The organism is Massilia varians, from assembly GCF_027923905.1.
Taxonomy (GTDB): Bacteria; Pseudomonadota; Gammaproteobacteria; order Burkholderiales; family Burkholderiaceae_D; genus Telluria; species Telluria varians_B.
The window spans coordinates 3,939,945-3,962,318 of the sequence record NZ_AP026966.1 but is presented as its reverse complement, the minus strand read 5'-3'; the positions used below and the strand labels follow the sequence as shown (position 1 = coordinate 3,962,318).

Annotated in this window: 22 protein-coding genes, 1 pseudogene and 1 riboswitch; of the genes and pseudogenes, 12 read left to right on the top strand and 11 right to left on the bottom strand. The window is 65.2% G+C overall.

Annotation, left to right across the window (positions count from 1 at the left end):
• Positions 1 to 57: 57 nt before the first annotated feature.
• Complete coding sequence (locus tag MasN3_RS17840; RefSeq protein WP_281908990.1) at positions 58 to 2,025, bottom strand: alpha/beta hydrolase family protein; 1,968 nt, start codon at positions 2,023 to 2,025, stop codon at positions 58 to 60.
• A gap of 228 nt (positions 2,026 to 2,253) precedes the next feature.
• Between MasN3_RS17840 and pnuC the strand changes: the two genes are divergently transcribed.
• From pnuC to MasN3_RS17820, 4 genes are all read left to right on the top strand, one after another.
• Positions 2,254 to 2,847, top strand: coding sequence for a nicotinamide riboside transporter PnuC (gene pnuC, locus MasN3_RS17835; protein WP_281908989.1), 594 nt, complete (start codon positions 2,254 to 2,256; stop codon positions 2,845 to 2,847).
• Positions 2,844 to 3,368 (top strand): ATP-binding protein, encoded by a 525-nt coding sequence (locus tag MasN3_RS17830; protein WP_281908987.1) that lies wholly within the window; start codon positions 2,844 to 2,846, stop codon positions 3,366 to 3,368. Before pnuC ends, MasN3_RS17830 begins: the two co-directional genes overlap by 4 nt.
• A gap of 113 nt (positions 3,369 to 3,481) precedes the next feature.
• Positions 3,482 to 4,045, top strand: coding sequence for an HDOD domain-containing protein (locus MasN3_RS17825; RefSeq protein ID WP_281908985.1), 564 nt, complete (start codon positions 3,482 to 3,484; stop codon positions 4,043 to 4,045).
• Positions 4,042 to 4,305, top strand: a complete 264-nt coding sequence (locus MasN3_RS17820; RefSeq protein WP_281908984.1) for a hypothetical protein — start codon at positions 4,042 to 4,044, stop codon at positions 4,303 to 4,305. Before MasN3_RS17825 ends, MasN3_RS17820 begins: the two co-directional genes overlap by 4 nt.
• Positions 4,306 to 4,424: 119 nt before the next feature.
• On the opposite strand, the gene MasN3_RS17815 is transcribed toward MasN3_RS17820, so the two are convergent.
• From MasN3_RS17815 to MasN3_RS17805, 3 genes are all read right to left on the bottom strand, one after another.
• On the bottom strand, positions 4,425 to 6,587 hold the full coding sequence (locus MasN3_RS17815) for a TonB-dependent siderophore receptor (RefSeq protein WP_281908983.1): 2,163 nt from the start codon (positions 6,585 to 6,587) through the stop codon (positions 4,425 to 4,427).
• Between the two features lie 59 nt (positions 6,588 to 6,646).
• Positions 6,647 to 6,754, bottom strand: a riboswitch (TPP riboswitch).
• A gap of 79 nt (positions 6,755 to 6,833) precedes the next feature.
• Positions 6,834 to 7,145, bottom strand: a complete 312-nt coding sequence (locus tag MasN3_RS17810) for a DUF535 family protein (protein ID WP_281908982.1) — start codon at positions 7,143 to 7,145, stop codon at positions 6,834 to 6,836.
• A 3-nt stretch (positions 7,146 to 7,148) separates the two neighbouring features.
• Positions 7,149 to 7,805, bottom strand: a complete 657-nt coding sequence (locus MasN3_RS17805; RefSeq protein ID WP_281908980.1) for a DUF535 family protein — start codon at positions 7,803 to 7,805, stop codon at positions 7,149 to 7,151.
• Between the two features lie 370 nt (positions 7,806 to 8,175).
• Between MasN3_RS17805 and MasN3_RS17800 the strand changes: the two genes are divergently transcribed.
• Positions 8,176 to 8,883, top strand: coding sequence for a glutathione S-transferase (locus tag MasN3_RS17800; RefSeq protein ID WP_281908978.1), 708 nt, complete (start codon positions 8,176 to 8,178; stop codon positions 8,881 to 8,883).
• 15 nt (positions 8,884 to 8,898) lie between these two features.
• Here MasN3_RS17800 and MasN3_RS17795 read toward each other — a convergent pair whose 3' ends face one another.
• Complete coding sequence (locus MasN3_RS17795; RefSeq protein WP_281908976.1) at positions 8,899 to 10,104, bottom strand: MFS transporter; 1,206 nt, start codon at positions 10,102 to 10,104, stop codon at positions 8,899 to 8,901.
• 103 nt (positions 10,105 to 10,207) lie between these two features.
• Here MasN3_RS17795 and MasN3_RS17790 point away from each other — a divergent pair, with 103 nt between their 5' ends.
• Positions 10,208 to 11,104 carry a LysR family transcriptional regulator gene (locus tag MasN3_RS17790; protein ID WP_281908975.1) on the top strand — a complete coding sequence of 299 codons (897 nt, stop codon included), beginning with the start codon at positions 10,208 to 10,210 and terminating at the stop codon, positions 11,102 to 11,104.
• A 4-nt stretch (positions 11,105 to 11,108) separates the two neighbouring features.
• Here MasN3_RS17790 and MasN3_RS17785 read toward each other — a convergent pair whose 3' ends face one another.
• The gene (locus MasN3_RS17785) at positions 11,109 to 11,759 is read right to left on the bottom strand and encodes an SdpI family protein (protein WP_281908974.1); all 651 of its coding nucleotides are present in this window, start codon (positions 11,757 to 11,759) and stop codon (positions 11,109 to 11,111) included.
• Positions 11,759 to 12,043, bottom strand: coding sequence for an autorepressor SdpR family transcription factor (locus MasN3_RS17780; protein WP_229412980.1), 285 nt, complete (start codon positions 12,041 to 12,043; stop codon positions 11,759 to 11,761). The genes MasN3_RS17785 and MasN3_RS17780 overlap by 1 nt, the downstream gene beginning before the upstream one ends.
• A gap of 135 nt (positions 12,044 to 12,178) precedes the next feature.
• On the opposite strand from MasN3_RS17780, the pseudogene MasN3_RS17775 reads away from it, so the two are divergent.
• The 4 genes and pseudogenes from MasN3_RS17775 to MasN3_RS17760 all read left to right on the top strand — a co-directional run bounded on the left by MasN3_RS17775 (position 12,179) and on the right by MasN3_RS17760 (position 17,619).
• Positions 12,179 to 12,651, top strand: a pseudogene (locus tag MasN3_RS17775) (VOC family protein).
• Positions 12,652 to 12,692: 41 nt separating this feature from the next.
• Positions 12,693 to 13,553 (top strand): PhzF family phenazine biosynthesis protein, encoded by an 861-nt coding sequence (locus MasN3_RS17770; RefSeq protein ID WP_281908971.1) that lies wholly within the window; start codon positions 12,693 to 12,695, stop codon positions 13,551 to 13,553.
• Positions 13,554 to 13,800: 247 nt separating this feature from the next.
• Positions 13,801 to 14,574: an N-acyl amino acid synthase FeeM domain-containing protein gene (locus MasN3_RS17765; protein WP_281908969.1), complete on the top strand. Its 774-nt coding sequence runs from the start codon at positions 13,801 to 13,803 to the stop codon at positions 14,572 to 14,574.
• Positions 14,575 to 14,670: 96 nt separating this feature from the next.
• Positions 14,671 to 17,619 carry an EAL domain-containing protein gene (locus MasN3_RS17760; RefSeq protein ID WP_281908968.1) on the top strand — a complete coding sequence of 983 codons (2,949 nt, stop codon included), beginning with the start codon at positions 14,671 to 14,673 and terminating at the stop codon, positions 17,617 to 17,619.
• 30 nt (positions 17,620 to 17,649) lie between these two features.
• On the opposite strand, the gene MasN3_RS17755 is transcribed toward MasN3_RS17760, so the two are convergent.
• The 4 genes from MasN3_RS17755 to MasN3_RS17740 all read right to left on the bottom strand — a co-directional run bounded on the left by MasN3_RS17755 (position 17,650) and on the right by MasN3_RS17740 (position 20,340).
• Positions 17,650 to 18,030, bottom strand: a complete 381-nt coding sequence (locus tag MasN3_RS17755; protein WP_281908967.1) for a DUF4124 domain-containing protein — start codon at positions 18,028 to 18,030, stop codon at positions 17,650 to 17,652.
• A 111-nt stretch (positions 18,031 to 18,141) separates the two neighbouring features.
• The gene (locus MasN3_RS17750; protein WP_281908965.1) at positions 18,142 to 19,119 is read right to left on the bottom strand and encodes a threo-3-hydroxy-L-aspartate ammonia-lyase; all 978 of its coding nucleotides are present in this window, start codon (positions 19,117 to 19,119) and stop codon (positions 18,142 to 18,144) included.
• A gap of 209 nt (positions 19,120 to 19,328) precedes the next feature.
• Complete coding sequence (locus MasN3_RS17745; protein WP_281908963.1) at positions 19,329 to 19,787, bottom strand: hypothetical protein; 459 nt, start codon at positions 19,785 to 19,787, stop codon at positions 19,329 to 19,331.
• Between the two features lie 13 nt (positions 19,788 to 19,800).
• On the bottom strand, positions 19,801 to 20,340 hold the full coding sequence (locus MasN3_RS17740; protein ID WP_281908961.1) for a lysozyme: 540 nt from the start codon (positions 20,338 to 20,340) through the stop codon (positions 19,801 to 19,803).
• A gap of 126 nt (positions 20,341 to 20,466) precedes the next feature.
• Here MasN3_RS17740 and MasN3_RS17735 point away from each other — a divergent pair, with 126 nt between their 5' ends.
• Together MasN3_RS17735 and MasN3_RS17730 are read left to right on the top strand one after the other, a co-directional pair.
• On the top strand, positions 20,467 to 20,958 hold the full coding sequence (locus MasN3_RS17735; protein WP_281908959.1) for an Hcp family type VI secretion system effector: 492 nt from the start codon (positions 20,467 to 20,469) through the stop codon (positions 20,956 to 20,958).
• Between the two features lie 125 nt (positions 20,959 to 21,083).
• Positions 21,084 to 22,109 carry an IS5 family transposase gene (locus tag MasN3_RS17730; protein ID WP_281908958.1) on the top strand — a complete coding sequence of 342 codons (1,026 nt, stop codon included), beginning with the start codon at positions 21,084 to 21,086 and terminating at the stop codon, positions 22,107 to 22,109.
• Positions 22,110 to 22,374: the final 265 nt, after the last annotated feature.

Below are 22,374 nucleotides of genomic sequence, written 5' to 3'. Positions count from 1 at the left end.
CGTGGAGCAATCCCGCGGCGGTTTGCTTATGGGCGTCCAGAAGGCAGCGGTCCCGGCTTACTTGCCGAGGTGCTTGGCGAGGAAGGTTTCGAGCCGGCGGTAGAACTCGGTCTGGTTTTTGGTGTCGTAGAAGCCGTGGCCCTCGTCGGAGACATAGAACCATTCCGGAGGCCGGCCGGCGGCACTGAGGGCTTGGCGCATCCGCTCGGCGTGCGCGGCGGGCGTGCGCTTGTCCTGGCCGCCGTGCACCAGCAGCACCGGAACCTTGATGTCTGCCGCGCGCGACACGGGCGAATTGCGTTCCAGTTCCGCCTGGTCGGTGCCGACGAAGCGGGCGATGGCGGCGCGCAGGCGCTTGTCGAGTACGGCGTCATCGGTCTTGGCCAGCAGGCTCAGGTCGTAGGCGCCCGCGTAACCCACCGCGCAGCGGAACAGGCCGGGCTCGCGCGCCGCCAGCATCATGGCCGAGTAGGCGCCAAAGCTGGCGCCATAGACGCACATGCGCTGGGGATCGATGTCGCCCTGGGCGATCGCCCATTTGACGCCGTCGACCAGGTCGTCCTGGATCTTGCCGCTCCACTGGCGGTAGCCGGCGTGCTGGAAGGACGGGCCGCGTCCGCCCGAGCCGCGGAAGTTGAGCTGCAGGACGGCGTAGCCGCGGCTGGCGAGGAACTGGGCGTCGGTGTCGAAGAACCAGCTGTCGTACACGATGTGCGGGCCGCCGTGCGGGATCAGGACCAGCGGCAGCTTCGCGCCTGCGGCGCGGCGCGGTATGGTGAGGTAGCCATGGATTTCCAGGCCGTCGCGCGCGCGGTAGCTGACGGGGCGGCGCTCGGCCATCTGGTCCGGCTCGATCGCTTCCATGGATGCGAACAGCAGGTCGGCCTTGCCGGTGTTGCGGTCGAACAGGTAATAGGAGCCGGGGTCACGGTCGCTGCGCACGCTGAACAGCATGATCTGCCCATCCCTGCTGGCGCTCTCGAAGTTGACCAGGTTGCCGGGGAACTGCTGGCTCAGCAGCTTGTGCAGGCGCGTGTCCTCGTCTGCATCGTCGAAATAACTGGCGCGCGCAATGCCGACGCTCGATACGGTGCCGAAGGGCAGGCCCCCACGTCCACCGTACAGGCGCAGCGGCGTAGCGACCGGGTCCGCGTACAGTGTCTTGCGCTCGCCGCTGCGCACGTCTTCCACCACCAGGGACTCCGGTTCGCCCGATTTCGAATACAGCGCTGCGAAGCGGGTGTCGTCGCGGGAAAACGCCAGCGGCGTGTACCGGCTGCCCATGCCGGTGATCTTGTCCCAGGCCCCCTTGGCCTGGTTGTTGCGGAACACGACGGCGTGAAGCTCGGCGTCGTAGCCGAAGGCGAAGCGCGGCATGCCGTCGTTCTGGATCAGGAAATTCAGTTCCTTCATCGGCAGGTCGGCGATCAGCTTGCGCGCATTGTTCCGGGTGTTGATGTCGTAAAGCTGGGTGCGGTCGCCTTCCCATAGCTGGGACGAGACGAACACACGGTCGTTGTATTCCGGGGGCACGCTTTCCACGATGCCGGTGGCGTAATCGTCGGGATGGCGCGCGCCTCGCAGTATGGTCGTGGGCATGCGGTAGCCGTGCAGGTAGACCTGGTTCTTGCCGTCGATGTCGCTGGCCAGCAGTTCGCCGTGATTCAGCAGTGTGGTGCGCGAACCCTGCTCGAAGCCGCGTGCGATCACCAGGCGCGCATTGCCGACCCAGTCGTAATCCAGCGGGACTTCGTGCACCGGCAGGCGGATGCCGCCGGTGACTTTCATGTCGGGCAGCGAGTAGACCATGATGACCGGCGCGGTGCGCTCGCCCGAGGGAATGCGCACCGTGATTGCGAGCTGCTTGCCATCGGGCGACAGGCGCGGGATCCTGTATTTGTCTTCGTCGACGAAAGCGGAGATCGGTACTGCGGCGCCGGCCGCAGCTTCCGCGCCCTGGGCGGCGACGCAAGGACGGTGCAGCGCCAGCAGGGACGCGCAAAGGAGGATGGCGCTTGGTCGCATGAGTTCTCCGGAAAGGCGCCGCGGATGGCGCGCGACCAGTATAGCGAGGGTCGTGTACTGGAAAATCTCGCATTGTCACGACATCGTGACGACAGAGCGCTTCACCACGCCACAGGCAGCATCGACGGCTGGGTGCGGATCCGGACGGTCCGGCTTGCGCATTGGGCGGCGAGTGGCCATAATCGCCTGCTGATCTGGCGGCGCCGCCGCCTTCCCAACCGCATCCGAATGAACGAACCGCTCGCCTTCCTCGGTTTCAGCACCACGCCGCTGGAACTCATCTCCTTCCTGCTGGCGGTGACCACCGTGCTGCTGAACATCCGCCAGAAGCACTGGGCCTGGCTGTTTTCGATCGCGTCGTCAGCGACCTTCGCCGTGGTCTTCTTCGAGGCCAAGCTGTATGGCGACATGGGCCTGCAGTTCGTGTTCATCGGCGCCTCCGTATGGGGCTGGTACCAGTGGCTGCACGGTGCCGGCGACCAGCCCTTGGTCGTTTCGCGCCTGACGCGCGCGGGGCGTGGCTGGTCCATCGCCGCCTGGGCCATTGGCTTCGTGCTGCTGTCCCAGTTCCTCGACCATCTCACCGACACCGACGTGCCGCATGCGGACGGTTTCCTGACCGCCGGCAGCCTGGTGGGTCAGCTCCTGCTGGGCCGCAAGAAGGTCGAGAACTGGCTGGTGTGGATCGTCGTGGACCTGCTCTACGTCGGCCTGTACATCTACAAGGACCTGCACCTGACCGCCATCCTGTATGCGGTGTTCGTGGTGCTGGCCTGGACCGGCTGGCGCGCCTGGTCGAAGCTCGCGCGGAGGGACGCGTGAGTTCTCCAGTCCAGCGGATCGCCGTGCTCGGCGCCGAATCGTCCGGCAAGTCGACCCTGTGCGAGGCGCTGGCGCGGCACTACGGCAGCGTGTGGGTGCCGGAATACCTGCGCGAATTCGTCGACACCCGCGGCCGCGTGCCTTTCGAGGGCGACCAGTACCCGATCGCCTGCACCCAGCTTGCGCGCGAGGACGAGGCGGCCGCGCGCGCGGTTCGCTTCCTGTTCTGCGACACGACGCCCTTGATGACGGCGCTGTACAGCCGCCAGTACTGGAACCGGGTCGACCCGCAGCTGGCGCGCCTGGAAAGCCGCCACGACTACGCCTGGACCCTGGTGACGGCGCCCGACAGCCCCTGGGAGCCGGACGGCCTGCAGCGCGAGTCGGAAGAAGTGCGCCAGAGCGTGCACCGGATGCTGGTCGAGACCCTGGCGGCACGCGCCATTCCCTACGTGCTGCTCGAAGGCAGCCTGGAACAGCGGGTGCGCCGGGTGGAGGCCTTGCTGGGGCCGGCGCGCTGAGCGTTTGTCCGTGCCGATTGAGCTGGATTCAACAGTCGAGCGCTGACATTGCTTTTTTGTTGCCGCATGGTATTAAAATACTCTTCTCAGCTTTGACATGACGGCGGTGCGCTGTGAAAAACTGGATAGGCCGCCTGCTGGGCGGCGCCGAGAAGGAGACCGCCGCCTCGGCCGCGCTTGAAGCGGCCGCGGTGGCGAACGAAGAGAACATGGCGTCCGACTTGGACGCCGCCTACTACCGCTGGCTGGCCGCCTCGAGCGGCACCAACGCCAGTCCCGAGATCGAGCAGCAGATCCTGGTCGAGGTCCGCGCCCTGACGGACGACCCCGAAAGCGCGTCCGGCCTGGTGCCGCGCGTGCCGGAACTCGTGACCCAGTTGCTGGGCGCGCTGTCGGACGAGAACATCTCCACTGGGGCGCTGTCGGCCGAGGTGGGGCGCGACGTGGTGCTGGTGGCCGAAGTGATCCGCGAGGCGAACAGCGCCTATTACCGGCCGGCCAAGCCGATCGAGACCCTCGACGGCGCGGTGACCATGCTCGGCCTGAACGGCCTGCGCATGCTGCTGGCGCGCATCGCGATGCGCCCGCTCATCCGCGTGAAAGTGCAGGGCGTCGCGCGCAAGGTGGCGCCCAACGTCTGGCGCCACTCCGAGCGCTGCGCCTTGCCGCCAGCGTGATGGCCCCGGGGCTGTGCGCCGGCGTGTTCGAATCCTACCTGGCGGGCCTGATGCAGAACGTGGGCCTGCAGGTCGCGTTCCAGGTGGCCGACCGGATCTGCCAGGGCAAGGTGCCCGGTTCGGGGACCTTCGGGATCGAACTGTTCGAGGCCAGCCGCCAGCTGTCGGCGGTGATCGCACCGGAGGACAGTTTCGTGAGCGCCGGGCTGGATGGGTTCCAGCGGCGCTGCTTGAACAAGCTGGCCGAACTAGCGGATTAATGTAGGGTGCACGGCTATGCCGTGCGCGCGTTCAAACGACGGTGATGCTGCCCGTGCGACTGTTTTCCCGCCGGTTGAACGCGCGGACGGCAAAGCCGTCCACCCTACCAAAAGCCCGATCAGAATTCGAACTGCGCCGATACCCTGAACGTGCGCGGCGCGCCCGGCAGCAGGTAGCCGCCCAGCGACTGCGTCACGTCGCGCCAGTAGAACTTGTCGAACACATTGTCCACGCGGGCGCGCAGAACGGTGTGCATGCCGCCCACGCGCAGCGCATACGAGGCGCCCAGCGCGGCCACGTGGTAGCCCGGCACGATGGCGCGGTTGGCCGGGTCGAAGGCCTTGCTGCCCGAGTACTGCCAGGTGGCGTCCAGCTTCAGGCCGCGCAGCGCCGGCACGGCGTATTCCACCCAGGCGGTCGAACGGAACTCCGGCACGTTGGTCACGCGCTTGCCTTCGACATCGACGTCCCCGGTGCCGGTCTGCTCGGCGTCGAGCGCCATCAGGGACAGGCTGTAGTTCAGGTCAGCGTTCAGCTTGCCCTGGGCCGCCAGTTCGACGCCGCGGTGGCGTTGCTGGCCGGCGCGCACGAACAGGTTGGCGGCATTCACGTACTCCAGGCCCTGGCGAATGTCGAAGGCGGCGGCCGACAGCATCACCGCGTTGCCCACCACGCCCTTGACGCCCACTTCGACCTGCTTCGATCGGCTCGGCGGCAGCACGCTGGCTTCGTTGGCGGTGCCCATCTCGGCGATGCCGCCATGCTGCAGGCCGTGGCTCAGCGAACCGTAGACGCTCCAGTCGCGCGCCGGCTTGTAGACCAGGGCGACGCTCGGCAGCACGAAGGAATCGTCGGCATGCACCCAGCCCTGCTCGATCTCGGCCAGCTCGTCACGCTTGAGCTTCACCCAGCGCAGGCCGGTGTGCAGCGTGAGCTTGTCGGACAGCGTCGCCACGTCCTGCACGAACAGCGCGCTCTCGCGGTCGCTGCGGCGCTCCATCACCGGGCCGGTACGCGGGTTGCCGGGAGCCGGATCGACCGCCCGGTTGTTCCAGATGTTGCTGTAGCCGGCGTAGTCGTAGACGTACTCGCCGAAGCTGTCGTGGCGCTCGGACAGGGCAGCGCCCACGGTCAGCTGGTGGCGCACCGCGCCGGTGGCGAAGCGGCCCTGCAGCTTGGCCTGCAGGCCCCACGGCGTCCTGCGTTCGCCCACGCTCTGGTAGTCATACACGTCGTAGTCGCCGTTCGAGCAGTAGCCCGGATAGAAGCCGTCGCCCTCGTTGCTGCAGCCGTAGGGGAAGGCGGTGTAGTCGTCGCGCTTGAACCAGTGCTTGTTGGCGTTGACGGTCGCGCTCCAGTCCTGGCTGAGGCGGTATTCGAAGCGCAGGCCCAGATTGCTGCTGTCGGTCTCCACCGGCCTGGTCCAGGGTTGGTCGTTCAGCAGGGTCTTGGCCGAGACGCCGGTCGGCAGGACTTCGTTGCGCAGCAGCTGGTAGCCGGGCGCCGTGATCTGCGCCTTGTGCTGGTGGTCGAGGTCCAGCTGAAGCAGGGCGTCAGGGCTGATCTGCCAATCGAAAGCGGCGGACACGAACTGGCGCTCGCCGTCGGCGCCGCGCACGTAGGACTTCAGGTCTTCGGCGGCGGCATTGAGCCGATAGCCGAAGCGGCGATCCTCGAAGCGCCCGCCCAGGTCGATCGACCCGTGCAGGGTGCCGCGCTCGCTCACTTCCACCAGCGCCGAGCGCAGTGGCGCGTTGGTGGGGCGCTTGGTGACGAAGTTGACCATGCCGCCCGGCGCCGCGACGCCGGCCTGCAGCCCGGCCAGGCCGCGCAGCACCTCGATGCGTTCCTTGTTCTCCAGCGGAATCTGGGTATCGGCGGAGATCGCGATGCCGTCCTTGCGGTAGCTGGTGGCGTTGTCGAGGGCGAAGCCGCGGATCGAGAACTGCTCGGCATAGCCGACCGCGTTGTAGGCGTCGCCGACCGCGGCGTCGTAGCGGGCGGCATCGGTCACGTTGCGGATCGACAGGTCCAGCATCTGGGTGCGGTTGATGGCGGTGATCGATGCCGGCGTGTCGAGCAGCGGCGCGTCGGAAAAGCCGCCGATGCTGGCGCGCTCGCTGCCGACCCAGCGGCTGCCGGTGACGACCACCGAGGCCATGCCTTCGGTGTCCTGGGCGGATGCGGTGGTGGAGAAGGCCTGCAGGATGGCGCAGGCAATCAGGGAATACTTCAGCGTGGATGTCATGGTTTGCTCGTCTTCGCGCGCCACGTCGAACATGGCGCGCTGCTTTCAATGAAAAAAGCCGGAGCCAACGTGGGGGAAGGGCAAACAAGGATGGGAACTGCGTTGCGCTTTCCTTCGCTGGCATTATCCAGATCAGGTACGAAGGGTATCTCTCACCCGGCAGCGCGCTGTTGCGCACACCAGGACCCCTAGCGAGGCGGCAGTGTACCACGGACCCGGGCGGGTGTGGCGAATGTGGCAAGCCGGGCTTGCGCCGGCGCGTGCATCCGTGGCTGGGCGCTATGCCTCGGCCACGGCCGGCGAGTTGACCGTGCGGTCCCGGCTTGCCACCGCCGGCACCATGTGGCGCAGCATGGTGCTGCGGGTGGAGTCGCCGATGGCGCGCCAGAATTCGCGGCGCTGGGCGGCGCGCTTGCGGTGCTTGGAGGGCATGTCGGCCAGCGGCTTGAGATAGAAGGGCAGGCGGATCAGGTAGCTGCGGCCCGGCATCTCGACCCCGCCAAGGATCTTCCAGAAGCCGTCGTAGGCATTCTCGAAGTGCTTCACGTCGAGGGGATCGTAGGCGATGTGCGAGGTGCACTTGATGGCCACCACCTAGTCGATGCCCAGGGCCTGCGCCACGCCCTGCATCGCGGCGAAGCAGAAGAAGCTCGGCGAGTTGTTGGGGAAGACTTCTTCGAAGGCGTCGAAGGCGGCGCCGGAATCGGTCCAGCGGCCCTGGTTGCGGGTGACGAAGGGCACGGTCGGCAGCTCGCTGCCTGCCAGCTGGCCGTCGATCCAGGTATAGGACAGGCGGTGCAGGTACTTGCCGTCGGCGACCAGCGAGATGGTGAGGTCGCCCTCGGCGTCGTGGCGCGGCGCCATCTCGAGACGCAGCAGGAAGTTGTGCTCGCCGCTTTCACCCAGGGACGTGTGCTGCCACAGCGTGAGTCCGCCGCCGCCGTAGACGGCCTGGTGGTAGGCATTGCTGAACGCGGCGTCCTCGAAGCGGTAGTGCGACAGCACGCACTGCACGCGCTCGCGCGCGCTCAGGTCGCGCGACAGGTAGCTGCGATGGCTCAGGTGGTGGAACAGGTCGTCGTTGGGAGCGGCCGCGACGAAGCGGCGCACCAGGTCGAGGCGGCACAGGGCCTGGTGCTCGCGCCAGTAGCGCAGCACGCGCAGGCTGCGCGCGATGCTCAGCATCCACGAGGCAGGCGTGGTCTGGCTGCGGCGTGCGATCCAACCCTTGGTAAGGTGAGCGAAAATCATGTGAGCGCTCCAGTCGGCGTAAAGTTGCGGGCGCCACGACGGCGCCACTGTCTTTATCTTCGATGCCCTTCGAACGTGAAGGACTTGCATCGCAGAAATCACATTCTGCCATGCAATTAACCGGGAGGCTAACTGGTACTGTGGTAATACGGAGAACGCTGGGGAATGTGAATGAAACCGCTGGGACGGGTTGCGTTCATGTTGTCTCTCTCTCGTGGTTCGTCTTGCTTATTCTTGCTTATTTTTTGCTTCTTTTGCGACTTTTTGTTTTCGCCTGACAGGCACTACAAGATTACCATGTTTGTGCGGCGACACGCTTCCAATTCATCATCGATAATTGCGCCAGACCGAAGCAGACCGGAGGTGCGAGATGGCGTATGAACTTTTTTACTGGCCGGGTATACAAGGGCGTGGCGAGTTCGTCCGGCTTGCCCTGGAAGAGGCGGGAGCCGAATACGTGGACGTCGCGCGCCGCGAGGGCGGCATGGACCTCCTGCTGTCGGCGCTCGAGACCGAAGCCCGGCCGTCGTTCGCGCCGCCTTTCCTGCGTGCCGGCGAGCTGACCATCGGCCAGGTCGCCAACATCCTGCTCTACCTGGGCGAGCAGCATGCGCTGGCGCCCCGTTCCGATCCGGGCCGGCTATGGACCCACCAGCTGCAGCTGACCATTGCCGACCTGGTCACCGAGATCCATGACACCCACCACCCGATCGCCACTTCGCTCTACTACGAAGACCAGAAGCCGGAAGCGCTGCGGCGCGCCGCCGACCTGATCGAGACGCGCCTGCCCAAGTTCTTCGGCTATTTCTCGCGCCTGCTCACCAATCCCGAGCCGCGCGACTGGCTGGTGGGCGACAAGCTGACCTATGCCGACCTGTCGCTGTTCCAGGTGATCGAGGACCTGCGCTACGCCTTCCCGAACGCGATGAAACGCCTGGAGGGCGAGTATCCGGCCCTCGGCGCGCTGCGCGAGCGCGTGGCGGCGCGGCCGAACATCGTGGCCTACCTGGCCTCGCCGCGCCGCATCCCGTTCAACCAGAACGGGATCTTCCGCCACTATCCGGAGCTGGACGAGTAATCACTTTCAACATCATCAGTGGGTAGCGACGGCGCCGTGCGGGGCCGCCTTGGCAGGCAGGCCGTCGCGGCGGTCGAGCCAGCGCGCCAGCGTGGTGAGAACGAAGGCGCCGGCGACGATCAAGGCGCCGGTCAAGGGCGTGGCCAGCAGCCCGAATCTGGCGACGATCAGGCCGCCGCCCCAGGCGCCGAAGGCGATGCCGACGTTGAAGGCGGCGATGTTCAGGCCGGAAGCCACATCCACCGCATGCGGTGCATCGCGTTCGGCGCGCTGCACCACGTAGACCTGCAGGCCGGGCACGTTGCCGAAGGCGACCGCGCCCCAGACCAGCACGGTGGCGAGCACCAGCCACTTGTGCGGCGCGGTAAAGCCGAGCACCAGGAGCACCAGTGCCAGCAGCGCGAACACGATCTGCAGCGCCGGCAGCGGGCCCTTGCGGTCGGCCAGCTTGCCGCCCCAGATGTTCCCGGCCGCGACCGAGACGCCGTACACCAGCATCACCAGGCTGACGCTCGAGGCGGCGAAGCCCGAGACTTCCTGCAGGATCGGCGCCAGGTAGGTAAAGGCGATGAAGGAACCGCCGTAGCCGAGCGTGGTGATGGCGTACACCAGCAGCAGGCGCGGCTTCTTCAGCACCGCCAGTTGGGCTGCCAGGCTGGACGGTTTGCTGCCTGCGATCGTGGATGGCACCAGGATCCAGCTGCCGGCCATGGCGACGATGCCCAGCAGCGAGACGGCCAGGAAGCTCGCCTGCCAGCCGAAGTGCTGGCCGATGAAGGTCCCGAGCGGCACGCCGGTGACCAGTGCCACGGTCAGGCCGGTGAACATCAGCGCGATCGCGCTGGCCGCCTTGTCCTTGGCCACCAGGCTGGTAGCGATGGTGGAACCGATCGAAAAGAAGACGCCGTGCGCGAGGCCGGTCAGCACGCGCGCGGCCATCAGGGCGCCATAGCCGGGCGCCATCCAGGCCACCAGGTTACCGACGGTGAACAGCAGCATGAGGCCGAGCAGCAGCCGCTTGCGCGGGACCCGGCCCGTGAGGGCGGTGAGCACCGGCGCGCCGACGGCGACGCCGAGCGCGTACAGGCTCACCAGGAGACCGGCGGACGGCACCGACACGTTCAGGCTGGCGGCGATGGTGGGAATGAGGCCGACGATCACGAACTCGGTCGTGCCGATGGCGAAGGCGCTCAGCGTGAGCGCCCAGAGGGCGAGCGGCATGGGTTCTCCTTGTATGCCATTGATCCAGGCCGCGCAGTGTGCCGCTTCGGGCTGCGCAGAAAAATGCCCTGACGTACAATTCATTTTTGACGTGGAGTCACAAATGATCGATGTGGATGCCTTGATTACATTCGCCGCAGTCATAGATTCCGGGTCGTTTTCGAAGGCCGCCGAGCGCCTCGGACAGACGCCCTCGGGGGTGTCGCGCACCATCTCGCGCCTCGAAAACTACCTGGGCATGACGCTGATGCGCCGCACCACGCGGCGCCTGCAGCTGACGGAGGAGGGCAGCTGGCTGCTGGGGCGGGCGCGCAGCCTGCTGGCCGACCTGGCCAATACCGAGCTCGAAGCCGCCGCGCGGCGTTCGCAGCCCTCGGGCCTGGTGCGGGTGAACGCGGCCACGCCGGCGCTCGACCATCTGCTGGCGCCGCTGCTGCCGGAATTCCTGGAGCGCTATCCGCTGGTGCAGCTGGAGTTGGTTAGCGGCGAGACCTATGTCGACCTGATCGAGGAGCGCGCCGACCTGGCGATTCGCATCGGCGCGCTGCCCGATTCGACCCTGAACGCGCGTCGCCTGGGCAGTTCGCGCCTGCGCGTGCTGGCGGCGCCCGCGTATCTCGACCGGCATGGCCTGCCGCATAGCGTCGCGGCGCTGAAGGACCACCGCACGCTCGGCTTCACGGCCCCGGCCCTGCTCAACACCTGGCCGCTGCGCCACGCGGGCGGGGAAGGCTGGACGGTCGCACCGGGCGTGACGGCATCGAGCGGCGAGACGGTGCGCCACCTGGCGCTGGCCGGAGCGGGCCTGGCCTCGCTGTCGGATTTCCTCACGCGCGCCGATGTCGCCGCCGGCAGATTGGTGCCGGTGCTGGAAGAGGCGACGCTGCCGTGGACCCAGCCGGTGTGGGCGGTCTTCTATAAACAGGGTTCGCTGGCGCCGCGCGTGGCCGCCCTGGTGGACTTCCTGGCGCGGCGCCTGGAGGAGGTGCTGGAACGCTGAGGGGCTAGGCTTCGAGCGTCCCGGCGCGCTCCAGCCGCTTGTAGTAGATCAGGGAGAAGACCACCGGCACCAGCGCCGACGCCAGCATTGCCACGACCGCCACCACCCCCGGCAGCACACCGAAGGCCGCCAGCAGGGGCGGCAGGCCGCCCGCCACCATGCTCTTGGCCGCCAGCCGGTGCGTCGCGTACCAGACCCGCTCGTTCGCCAGCGTCCACGGCGTACGGATGCCGAGCCAGAAGTTGCGGCGCACCTTGCCCATCACGTTGCCGAGCAGGACGAACAGCAGCCCCAGCCCGCCCAGCACCGCGCGCTCCATCGGAAAGCCGGGCCGGTAGGCGGCCCACAGGTGGACGCACTGGAGGTAGGCGATCAGGCAGACCATGAGCATGCCGCTGAACCACCAGGTGCGGTCGAAACCGTCCACCGCGAAGTGCTGCGGCGATATTCTGGGCAGCACCAGCCAGAGCGCAGCCACACCCACCATGAAGGCGGAGTGGATCAGCAGCATGTGGCGTTCGCCCCAGCCGTCGATCTCGCCGCCGGCATTCCAGTGCATCGGCACCCGTGCCGGCAGTTCCGGATAGATCGCCGCAACCATGCCCAGCACCAGCAGCAGCGCCGCCAGGCACACCAGGATAAAACGCTTCTTCATCATTTTTCTCCTCTGGCGCCGCGCGCCATGTCCATCGACCAGGCCAGCACGTCCTCGAGCACCGTGGTGTCGAGCGCATACCAGATGGTCTGCCCCTCACGCCGGCTGGTGATCAGGCCGGCCGCCTTGAGCACTGCGAAATGATGCGACATGGTCGGCTTGCTCATGTCGAAACGCGCCGCCACCTCGCCCGCGCTCATCTCTTCATGACGCAGCAGACGCAGGATCTCGCGCCGCGTCGGATCGGCGATCGCCTTGAACACCTCGTTCAGCGGTCCTGCCATGTTCGATCGCTCTCTAATTAGATGAATGTCTAAATACTGGGCCCGCCAGGGTGCCGGGTCAAGCTTTTCAGGGATGGCCAGAACCTATTGCCGGCGCTAGTGTCTGTACGCTTGTTCCCAACCGAGGAGACCGCCATGAGCACGCTTGAGAACACCGTCAAGCCCGTCGAAGACGGCATGCACACTATCACGCCCCACCTGGTCTGCGCCGGTGCCGCCGACGCCATCGCCTTCTACACGCGCGCCTTCGGCGCCGAGGAAGTCATGCGCCTGCCCGGACCGTGCGGCAAGCTGGCCCACGCCAGCGTGCGCATCGGCGATTCGATGCTCATGCTGATGGATGAATTCCCCGACTGGGACGCCAGCGGTCCGGCGGCGCTGGGCGGCACCCCGGTCACCATCCACCTGGCGGTGCCGGACGTCGACCGCTGCTTCGAGCGCGCGGTGGAGGCGGGCGCGGTCGCGCGCAAGTAGAGCGCCTCATGTTCTGGGGCGACCGCTACGGCGTGGTCGAAGACCCGTTCGGGCACCGCTGGTCGATGGCCACCCACATCCGCGACGTCTCGCCCGAAGAGATGGCCGCGGCCATGCAGCAGGGCTGCCCGTGACGGATTATCATGGCGTTCTCAAACACAAGAAAGGGACCGCCATGCATGCATCCTCGCTGTTGTCCAACACGCTGCGCATTGCCGCCTTCTCCGACGGCGACGAAGGCGGCAACCCTGCCGGCGTCTGGATCGGCGCGGCGCTGCCGGCCGCGTCCGAGATGCAGTCGCTGGCGCACGCCATCGGCTTTTCCGAAACCGTCTTCGCGGCGCCGCAGGAACCGGGCGCCAGTTCCGCCTGGCGCGTGCGCTACTTTTCGCCCGAGTCCGAAGTGCCGTTCTGCGGCCACGCCACCATTGCCCTGGGCGCCGCGCTGACGCGCCGCTTCGGCGACGGGCGCTATGCGCTGGCGCTGAACGCGGCCGCCATCTCGGTCGAGGGACGGGTCGACGGCGAGCGGGTGGCGGCCAGCCTGCAGTCGCCGCCGACCAGTAGCAGGCAGGCAGGGGATGCGCTGGTCGAGGCCGCGTTGGCGCTGTTCGGCTACACCCGGGCCGATCTCGACGAACGCATCCCGCCGGCCCTGGCCCACGGCGGCGCCGACCACCTGGTGCTGGCGCTGAACAGCCGCGCCGCGCTGGCCCGCATGGCCTACGACTTCGATGCCGGCCGCCGCCTGATGAACGAACACGGCCTGGTCACGGTCGTGTTCGCTTGGGCGGAAACGCCGCAGCTGTTTTATACGCGCAACCCTTTCGCCTCCGGCGGCGTGCTCGAAGATCCCGCGACCGGGGCCGGGACCGCGGCTTTCGCCGGCTACCTGCGCGACATCGGCTGGCCGCACGGCGGACGCATCGAGGTGGTGCAGGGCGAGGACATGGGCATGCGCTCGCGCCTGTGGGCCGAGATCGGCCCGGAACCGGGCGGATCGATCCGGGTATCCGGCACCGCGCGCATGATGTAAACACGGTGCCCCGCTTGCTGTGTCTTTACGAATGTCAAGCTACTATCAGTAAGTGTGGCGAGATTATTAAGTACGCTCGTGCTTTCGTGTAGGAGAAATCTTGCAAATAAATCGGAGTAATCCGGCAGGCATGTAGGACAAACAGAAGGCAGAAAGTGCTTCAGCTCAGCAATTAGAAATTTACTGAGCGGATTGATAATTTGAATCAAGCAAGTTTCGTTTCATAATTTCAATCCGGAGTGTTGTCATGTCGCTGTTCGACCCAGTCGTTTCCCACCCCGCCGAGGTGGCGCGTGCCGCGCGCGCAGCCGGCCGTCCCACCGAGCGCCTGCCATTCACGATTCGCCGGGTGGAAACCGAGGCGGACCTGCTCAAGGCCGTGAAGATCCGCCACGCCGCCTATGCCCGCCACGTGCCCGACTTCGCACGGGCGCTGGCCCAGCCTGAGGCCGCCGACTACGAGGACGACACCATCGTGCTGCTGGCCGAATCCAGGCTGGACGGCTCGCCGATCGGCAGCACCCGCATCCGTACCAACCTGTACCGCCCGCTCGGCGTCGAAGAATCGATCGAGCTGCCGTCCTGGCTGCAGGGCCGCCGCCTGGTCGAAGCGACCCGCCTCGGCATCGACGAGGGCCGGATTGGCCGCGTGGTCAAGATGGCACTGATCAAGGCCTGCTTCATGTATTGCGAAGACAACGCCATCGACTATTCGGTCGCAACCGGCCGTCCACCGGTGGACCGCCAGTACGAGCAGCTGCTGTTCAGCGATGTGTTCCCGGAACAGGGCGCCGTGCCGCTGCGCCACGTCGGCAATATCCCGCACCGTGTGATGGCCTTCGAGATCGCCAGCTTCGAACAGCGTTACCGCGATGCGCGCCATCCGCTGGCAAAATTCTTCTTCGATACGCAGCACCCGGACATCGACGTCGGCCCCGCCACGCCGCCGGCGCTGGCCACGACCAAGGTAGTAAAAGTGACGGATTTGACGTTGCAGGCACGCCAATTCGCGATTTGCTGAGCATATATTGCATGACGGCATTACCCTAAAGCTGTATCCTTGCGACTTGACGCGGTGCCGGCGCCGGCGCAGCATTGATTCGCACTGATCCAGCTTATGCTCATCCCAACACCCCAACGTCGTTCTTCGCTCCTGGCCACCGCGCATGCGGTGGTGGAGCGGGTGTTGAAATTGTTCTCGTATTACCTGATTCCGTTCGGAATCGGCCTGGTTTCCCTCATCGCCCTGATTTTCTGGCACGACCAGTACCGCAGCTCCGGCGACGTGCCGCTGTCGATGCATGTCACGGTCCAGCAGGAAGCCGCCCTCGCGCCCGGCGCCGCGCTGGCGCGTGCGCGCGCCTCCAGCCTGGTGACCGGCCACGACACCCATTTGTCCGAAGCCCCGGTGTGGTTCGCTTTCGAACCGATGCCGCGCGCTGGCGCCCAGGTGGTCGAATTCCCTTCGCGTCATGCGCTCGACGTGGCCTGCTGGGATGCCGCCAGCCTGGCGCCGCTCGGCAGCGCCACCCGCGGCGCCGGGCAAGGGGCCATCGAAGCCTCGAAAGCCGGCTTCGCGCTGGCGCTGGACCCGCTTCCGCGGGAACTGCTGTGCCGCGCTGATTTCGCCGGCCCGGCGCGCCTGTCGGTCCTGCAGTGGCCTGCCGAGCAATACCAGCTCTCGGTCGAGCAGTACCACCGCAAGTCGGGCCTGCTCGACGGCGGCATGATCGTGCTGGCCCTGTTCATCCTGATTACCGCCCTGATCAACCGCCAGCCCCTGTACGTGCTGTTCGCCGGCTGGCTGGTGCTCAACCTGCGGGTAGCCGCGCTATCGGCCGGCTGGGACATCCAGTGGCTGGGCCAGACCATCCCGTCGGAATGGCTGCTGCGCAGCCGCTCGGTGTCGATCACCCTGTACGGCATCGCCACGCTCACCCTGTACCAGGCCCTGCTGAAGGAAAACATCGCCGCGCTGCGCTATGTGCTGCCGTTCCGCATCATGCAGTGGCTGTGCATGCCGATGCTGGCCGCCGCCATGTTCCTGCCTTATGGCATGTACCTGCCGCTGCTGTGGGGCATCACGGTATGCTGCTTCTCGGTGATGACGGTGGGCTTGTTCAAGATCATCGCGGAATCGCGCAACCGGGTCGCCTCCTGGTTCGCCGCTTCCTTTGCCGTCAGTTTCCTGGCCACCATTGCCGAAGTCGCCTCGGCCGCGCTCGGCATGCGCGAACTGCTGGGCATCATCAACAGCGTCACCGCCGCGCTGGCCTCGAGCCTGCTGGCCGCCCTGGCCGTGGCCGAGCAGATGCGGATCGAGACCGAGCAGCGCGAAGCGGCCCAGCAGGAACTGGAACACGCCTACCAGGCCATGCCGGTGGGCCTGTTCACGCTCGACATGTACGGCCACTTCCTGAGCGTCAACCCGGCCCTGCAGAAGATGCTGGGCATCGCCAGCTTCGTGCCGGGGCGCACCGCATGGCGCCAGTTCTTTACCGAAAGCACCTGGACCGAGCTGCACGAGGGCGTGCACAGGGAGGCCGAGGCGGAGATGGAGCTGACCAGCCGCGACGGCGCCCAGCGCTTCCTGGTGAGCGCCACGCTGGCGCGTTCGCGCATCGAGGGCGTGCTGCAGGACACCACCGAAAAGCACAAGGCCACCGAGCAGCTGCAGTTCATGGCCAACAACGATCCGCTGACCAAGGTCTTCAACCGCCGCGGCATCGAGCGCGAATTCGCCCTGGCCGCCGGCGGCCTGGCGGCCGGCAAGCCGATGGCCCTGGCCTACGTCGACCTCGACCGCTTCAAGCTGATCAACGACCTGTTCGGCCATGCCGCCGGCGACGAGGTGCTCAAGCAGGTGTGCGAGCGCATGGCCACCATGCTGGCCGGCGGCCAGCAGATCGGCCGCGTGGGCGGCGATGAATTCGTGATCCTGATGCCGGAGACGGCCATCCCGCTGGCCTCGATCATCTGCCGCGGCATCGTCGACCGCCTCGGCAACACGCCTTACCGGGTGGGCGACAAGGCCTTCCACGTGCGCGGCTCGGTCGGCCTGATCGAGGTGGCGCCCGGCATCGCCATGAAGGACGCGGTCTCGACCGCCGACCGCGCCTGCCGCGAAGCCAAGACGGGGCAGGGTGAGGGCCTGGTGGTGTACGAGCGCGGCGCCAAAGCCTTCCGCCAGCGCGCCGCCGAGCTGGACATGGTAGCGCGCCTGTCCGGCCCGCAGGCCACCGAAGACCTGCTGCTCGAGATGCAGCCGATCATGTCCTTGCGCAGCCCGCGCGAATCGCTGAATTTCGAAGTGCTGCTGCGCATGCGCGAGCCGGACGGCCGCGTGGTGCCGGCTGGCGCGGTGATCTCGGCGGCCGAGAAGAGCGGCCGCGCCAGCATCATCGACCGCTGGGTGCTGAACACCACCCTGGCCTGGATCGCCGAGCATGCCGAGGAGCTGGGCAATACCCGTTTCGTCTGCATGAACCTGTCGGGCGCCTCGCTCAACGACGAGCGCTTCGTGCAGGACACCTTCGACATCCTGGGACGCTACGTGCATGTGGCCAGCCGCCTGTGCCTGGAGATCACGGAAAGCGTCGCCCTGCACGACCTCGACAACACGCGCCGCTTCATCGACCAGGTGCGCAGCTTCGGGGTGAAGGTGGCGCTGGACGATTTCGGCGCCGGCTACACCTCCTTCTCCTACCTGAAGGAACTGCCGGCCGACGTGCTGAAAATCGACGGCAACTTCATCGTCAACATCAACGCCCACCCGGCCAACGTGGCGATCGTCGAGGCGATCGTCAGCCTGGCCGGTAACCTGGGCATGAAGACGATCGCGGAATGGGCGGAAGACGCGGCCACCGTGCAGACGCTGGCGGAGATCGGCGTGGATTACGTGCAGGGCTGGGCGGTCGCGCGCTCGCAGCCGCCGGAGCGCCTGCTGCAGGCCAGGTCGGCCGCGGATTTCATCACCCATCCGGAAGTGCTGGACGTGCTGCGCCTGCTGGAGTCGCCGTCACCGCCGCACCTGGCGAGCGTGACGCGGCTGCACGACCTGCACTGAGCGGCGCGGCCGGCCGGACAGCGGACCGCCTCAGTCCAGCGTCGCCAGGGTGTGTTTCGAGGCTCCCGCCGCATCCATCAACAGGAACTGCGCCCGCGCCGCCTTAAGCGTGACCACGTCGCGCAGCATCGGCTTGGCCTTCACGCGCTGGCTCGGCTGGCGCCGCTGCACCGCCGGCGGTGGCGGCAGCACGCCGCGCTCGGTGATCAAGGGATAGGGCTCGGCGCGGGTGACGCCTTCGTCGGCAGGCATATTCGCCAGGCGCACCATGGTCGCGCCCTGCTCGCAGGGCTGGTCGGTCAGGGTGACGCGTCCGGCGCCATCCACGCACTTGACGATGTTGGCGCCCGCCTGGGCGCCGGGCGCGGCCAGTGCCGCGACAAGGATACTGAGACAGAGATGACGCTTCATGGTCGGCTCCTTTGTTCGAGCCTCCATTGTCGGTGTCGTTTTTACAACGCTCTGTTCGCTGTCTCACCCGTGCGCGCACCGCGCACGGGAATCTCTCATCCGTATGGCGTCTCAGCCTTCCAGGGTCTGCATCAGCTCGGCAAAGCGCGACAGGTCGACGTTGCCGCCGCTGATCAGGATGCCCACGCGCTTGTCCTTGACGTCGACCACGCCGTGCAGGGCCGCGGCCGCCGCCAGGCAGCCGGTCGGCTCGACAATCATCTTCATGCGCTCGGCAAAGAAGGCCATGGTCTGCACCAGCTGAGCGTCGCTGACCGTGACGATGTCGTCCACCGCGCGCCGGATCACCTCGAAATTGTGCTCGCCGATGTGGGTCACCATGGCGCCGTCGGCGATGGTCTTGGGCACGGCGATGTGCACGATCTCTCCCTTGCGCAGCGACTGCTGGCCATCGTTGCCGGCTTCCGGCTCGACCCCGATCACCTTGCAATTGGGCGACAGCGCGCGCGCCGCCAGCGCGCAGCCGGCCAGCAGGCCGCCGCCGCCCAGGCACACCAGCAGGATGTCGAGCTCGCCGACTTCCTCGAACAGTTCCTTGGCCGCCGTGCCCTGGCCGGCGATCACGTCCGGGTGGTCGTAGGGCGGAATCAGGGTCATGCCGCGCTCTTCCGACAGGCGCCGGCCGATCTCCTCGCGGTTTTCGGTATAGCGGTCGTAGGTGATGACTTCGCCGCCGTATTCCCTGGTGGCCTTCACTTTCAGCGCCGGCGCGTCCTGCGGCATGATGATGGTCGATGTGATGCCGGCGAGCTTGGCCGACAGAGCGATGGCCTGGGCGTGGTTGCCCGACGAAAAGGTCAGCACGCCGGCAGCGCGCTGGGCATCGTCGAACCTGGCGATCGCGTTGTAGGCGCCGCGGAACTTGAAGGCGCCCATGCGCTGGTAGTTCTCGCACTTGAAGAACAGCGTGCCGCCGCACATGCTGTTGGCCGTGCGCGAGCTCAGCACCGGGGTGCGGTGCGCGGCCCCAAGCAGGCGCTCGGCGGCCAGTTCGACGTCACGGTAGGAGAGGGCGGGGGTAGCGGTCATGGCGGGCTCGCGAAGGTCGAAAGACGCCAGTATACCGGAGGCGCGGCCCTTATTTGCCGGGCCTGTCGGGCTCGATCAGCAGCGTTTTCATGGCGGCGTTGTAATAGCGTACGAAGTCTTGATCATCGTGCTCCACGTCAGCGAAAAGAAGGTCGTGGGTCACATTGCCTAGAGAGGAACTGAGCTTCGAGCGTGATACAAGTTGCTGATTATTTCTTGACCCGGACAGCATCGAAGAACCACCCTTGCCAGAAAATTACCAGGTGATTTGGCTTTGTAATAAAGACGGACGTACAGCTCAGGTCAACCACCGTAACAGGATCAGGCAGACGAAGCTCTTTTGAGCTTGCGTGGAATTCTTCGCGCAAATGAAGCCTTGGCTCGACCTTTTGCGCTTCGAATTGTGTTTCTCCGCAGTCCATCTTTCCAAATCTGACCTTGTCTTTCCTTATCGTGAAAACTTGGCCGAGAAGTCGCTGTGCCTCGCGCTCATCGAGGGAGCTTATCTCCGCACCGTCGAGCGCAGCAGTGAATTTCCATTCCCCAGTAACTCTTCGCTCAATCGAGTCTGAGGCATGAGCGGAAGGCAACATTGTCATGGTCGCTGCGACGATAAGCGACAGAATGTTAGCGCGCTGGATCAAGAAGAGAGGGTGAAGAAAGAACATTTTTCAATTCTCCTCATTTGCTAGCGGCGCTCGCCGCGTCTTTGGTAAGGAATGGTTCGCTCTCCTCGGCGCGTCGCTTGATAAGGCCGGGTGCGATAACGTATTTCTTTTTCCCCTTCTCGACCACCTGGACCTTGATCATTAAAGCCATATTTGCGGCTGCTCCAGTAAAGTCACCTTGGTTCACATATGTAAAAGTGGTGCGGGAACCTTTTGCGCCGGCATTATAAGCCAAGCTGCATAGTGCATCGAACTGGGCTTGGTTAAGCGCGACCGTGATATTGCGGCGAACGATCCCCTCCGTCTCGACGATTTTGCGCTCGAATTCCTGGTCAACCATCTCTACCGATACTTTCCTTCCCAACTCCTCTTTGGTGCAAACCCCTTTATGAGCGAGGATGCCTACGCCCCAGGTACAGTGTCCCTTGTTCTTTCCCATATCATTGTAATACCGATAAATCGCTTTTTCCGTCGCCCGTAAACGCGCTCGCCCCTCCGGCGACATTTTCATTGTGACATTGGGATTTGTGGGCTTAGGATTGTTACTAGCCATACATGGCTCCATAGTCGAGATAAACATTCACGCTATCATGAAGGAAGACAGGCTTATTGACTTGACACAAGCGGACTCTGCATTGGTTGCGGCAACATAGCAAGCTCAACAAATACCGGAGGAATCATGGCAATCGACGTCTATTTGCAAATCGACGGGATTAAAGGCGAGTCGCAGGACGACAAGCATAAAGACTGGATCGAATGCGCATCGGTGAATTGGGGTCTCATTCAACCCCGCAGCGCAACCGCTTCAACTGGCGGGGGACATACGGCAGAGAGAGTCGAGCTGGAAGAGGTTACGTTCTCCAAAATGGCAGACTTGTCCTCGCCAATTCTTATGCAGACCTGTGCGATGGGGAAAACAATACCGAAAGCAAAATTTGAATTCATGCGCGCTGACGGTAACGGAAGTCCAATCAAGTATTTCGAAATCGAATTGGAAAACGTGTTAATCGGCGCAATTTCGCCCGGCATCGAGGCTGGTTCGATTCTGCATGAGCAAGTAAGCCTGAAATTCTCCAAGGTGAAATGGAAATACACCCAGCAGAAAATCGGCGGCGGTGGTGGCGGCTCGACAGTTGGCGGCTGGGACTTGGTAGCAAATAAAGTTGCGTGAGCGATTGCATAGCAGAAAGAAAGCTCCGGCAGACCGGGGCTTTGTCGTTCAACGCAAACGGGCACCTCGAAAAACCCTCCCGAATCTGTCATGATGCTGTCGCCTCGAACCTGACGTAAATTTTCATGATCAAGACCAGTTTGTTTGCCGACCAGGAGCGCGAAGCCAAGCTGAACAAGCTTGGCGATGCGCTGCGGGTGTTGGAGCAGCATGTCGACTTCGTTGCCCTTGCCGCCGAAGTCGATCGTGCGGCACCGCGTCCCAGCCGCGAACGCGGCGGCCGTCCACCGTTCCCCACCGAACTGATGGTGCGCGTGCTGTCGATCCAGCAGTTGTTCAACTTGAGCGATGAGCAGATGGAATTCCAGCTGCTTGATCGCCTGAGCTTTCAGCGTTTCGTCGGACTGCGCGCCAGCAGCCAGATCCCGGACCGAACGACGATCTGGACTTTCAAGGAGCGCCTGATCCAAGCCGGCGCCAGCGAGAGCATTTTCGATGCGGTCAATCGCCAGTTGTCCATGCACGGCTACATTGCTCGCGGCGGCCAAATGATCGACGCGAGCATCGTGCAGGCGCCCAGGCAGTCGCTGAGCAAGGAAGAGAAAGCCCTGGTCAGCGAAGGCGCGATGCCGGCCGACTGGAAGCCAGCCAAACGGCGCCAGAAAGATACGGACGCGCGCTGGACGAAAAAGCACGGCAAGTCCTATTTCGGCTACAAGGTCTCGGCCAACGCCGACAAGCGCTACAAGCTGGTACGCAAGATCAAAGTGAGCACGGCCAGCGAACACGACACCACGCATTTCGAGGAAGTGCTCGACCCTGCCAACACAAATCGGAACATCCTGGCCGACAAGGGCTATGTCGATGGCGAGCGTGAAGCGAGGCTGAGCAAGCAAGGCTGGCGCATGCAGATTCAGCGCAAGGGCAGCAAAGACAAGCCGATCTCGGAGACCCAGGAGCGCCGCAACCGCCGCATCGCCAAGACCCGCGCCCGCGTCGAGCATGTCTTCGCCGCCCTGGCGCAGATGGGTGGCAAGGCCTTGCGTTCGATCGGCCTGGCGCGCGCCACGCTGCACCTGAGCTGGAAGGTAGCTGTATACAACTTACAGCGCCTCGTCTATTTGAAGGAGGCCCGGATCGAGGCGTTCTGACGCCCAGGGTCCGTCCGGACCACTGAAATCGAGCACCGCAGCCTGAAAAACAGGCCCAGAAACGGCGCCGCTCGCGCATTTCCGGCCACACTCAAACGCTCGGCCCGCTGATGGCGGCAAAATCAAGGGTTATTCGAGGTGCCCAAACGTATTGCCAGAAGAGCTTGCGCGATCAGCGCGCACCGGGAACCTATCCCGGTAGGAAATAGTCGTTTCAGGCGAGCCAGACAAGCACAAAAAATGCCGGCCACCCTGGGAAGGCGAG

What these genes read in the sequence shown, in the direction of transcription:
- MasN3_RS17840 (WP_281908990.1), bottom strand. Translation starts at nt 2,025, where the DNA reads ATGCGACCAAGCGCCATCCTCCTTTGCGCGTCCCTGCTGGCGCTGCAC.
- pnuC (WP_281908989.1), top strand. Translation starts at nt 2,254, where the DNA reads ATGAACGAACCGCTCGCCTTCCTCGGTTTCAGCACCACGCCGCTGGAA.
- MasN3_RS17815 (WP_281908983.1), bottom strand. Translation starts at nt 6,587, where the DNA reads ATGTTCGACGTGGCGCGCGAAGACGAGCAAACCATGACATCCACGCTG.
- MasN3_RS17805 (WP_281908980.1), bottom strand. Translation starts at nt 7,805, where the DNA reads ATGATTTTCGCTCACCTTACCAAGGGTTGGATCGCACGCCGCAGCCAG.
- MasN3_RS17800 (WP_281908978.1), top strand. Translation starts at nt 8,176, where the DNA reads ATGGCGTATGAACTTTTTTACTGGCCGGGTATACAAGGGCGTGGCGAG.
- MasN3_RS17795 (WP_281908976.1), bottom strand. Translation starts at nt 10,104, where the DNA reads ATGCCGCTCGCCCTCTGGGCGCTCACGCTGAGCGCCTTCGCCATCGGC.
- MasN3_RS17790 (WP_281908975.1), top strand. Translation starts at nt 10,208, where the DNA reads ATGATCGATGTGGATGCCTTGATTACATTCGCCGCAGTCATAGATTCC.
- MasN3_RS17785 (WP_281908974.1), bottom strand. Translation starts at nt 11,759, where the DNA reads ATGAAGAAGCGTTTTATCCTGGTGTGCCTGGCGGCGCTGCTGCTGGTG.
- MasN3_RS17780 (WP_229412980.1), bottom strand. Translation starts at nt 12,043, where the DNA reads ATGGCAGGACCGCTGAACGAGGTGTTCAAGGCGATCGCCGATCCGACG.
- MasN3_RS17770 (WP_281908971.1), top strand. Translation starts at nt 12,693, where the DNA reads ATGCATGCATCCTCGCTGTTGTCCAACACGCTGCGCATTGCCGCCTTC.
- MasN3_RS17765 (WP_281908969.1), top strand. Translation starts at nt 13,801, where the DNA reads ATGTCGCTGTTCGACCCAGTCGTTTCCCACCCCGCCGAGGTGGCGCGT.
- MasN3_RS17760 (WP_281908968.1), top strand. Translation starts at nt 14,671, where the DNA reads ATGCTCATCCCAACACCCCAACGTCGTTCTTCGCTCCTGGCCACCGCG.
- MasN3_RS17755 (WP_281908967.1), bottom strand. Translation starts at nt 18,030, where the DNA reads ATGAAGCGTCATCTCTGTCTCAGTATCCTTGTCGCGGCACTGGCCGCG.
- MasN3_RS17750 (WP_281908965.1), bottom strand. Translation starts at nt 19,119, where the DNA reads ATGACCGCTACCCCCGCCCTCTCCTACCGTGACGTCGAACTGGCCGCC.
- MasN3_RS17745 (WP_281908963.1), bottom strand. Translation starts at nt 19,787, where the DNA reads ATGTTCTTTCTTCACCCTCTCTTCTTGATCCAGCGCGCTAACATTCTG.
- MasN3_RS17740 (WP_281908961.1), bottom strand. Translation starts at nt 20,340, where the DNA reads ATGGCTAGTAACAATCCTAAGCCCACAAATCCCAATGTCACAATGAAA.
- MasN3_RS17735 (WP_281908959.1), top strand. Translation starts at nt 20,467, where the DNA reads ATGGCAATCGACGTCTATTTGCAAATCGACGGGATTAAAGGCGAGTCG.
- MasN3_RS17730 (WP_281908958.1), top strand. Translation starts at nt 21,084, where the DNA reads ATGATCAAGACCAGTTTGTTTGCCGACCAGGAGCGCGAAGCCAAGCTG.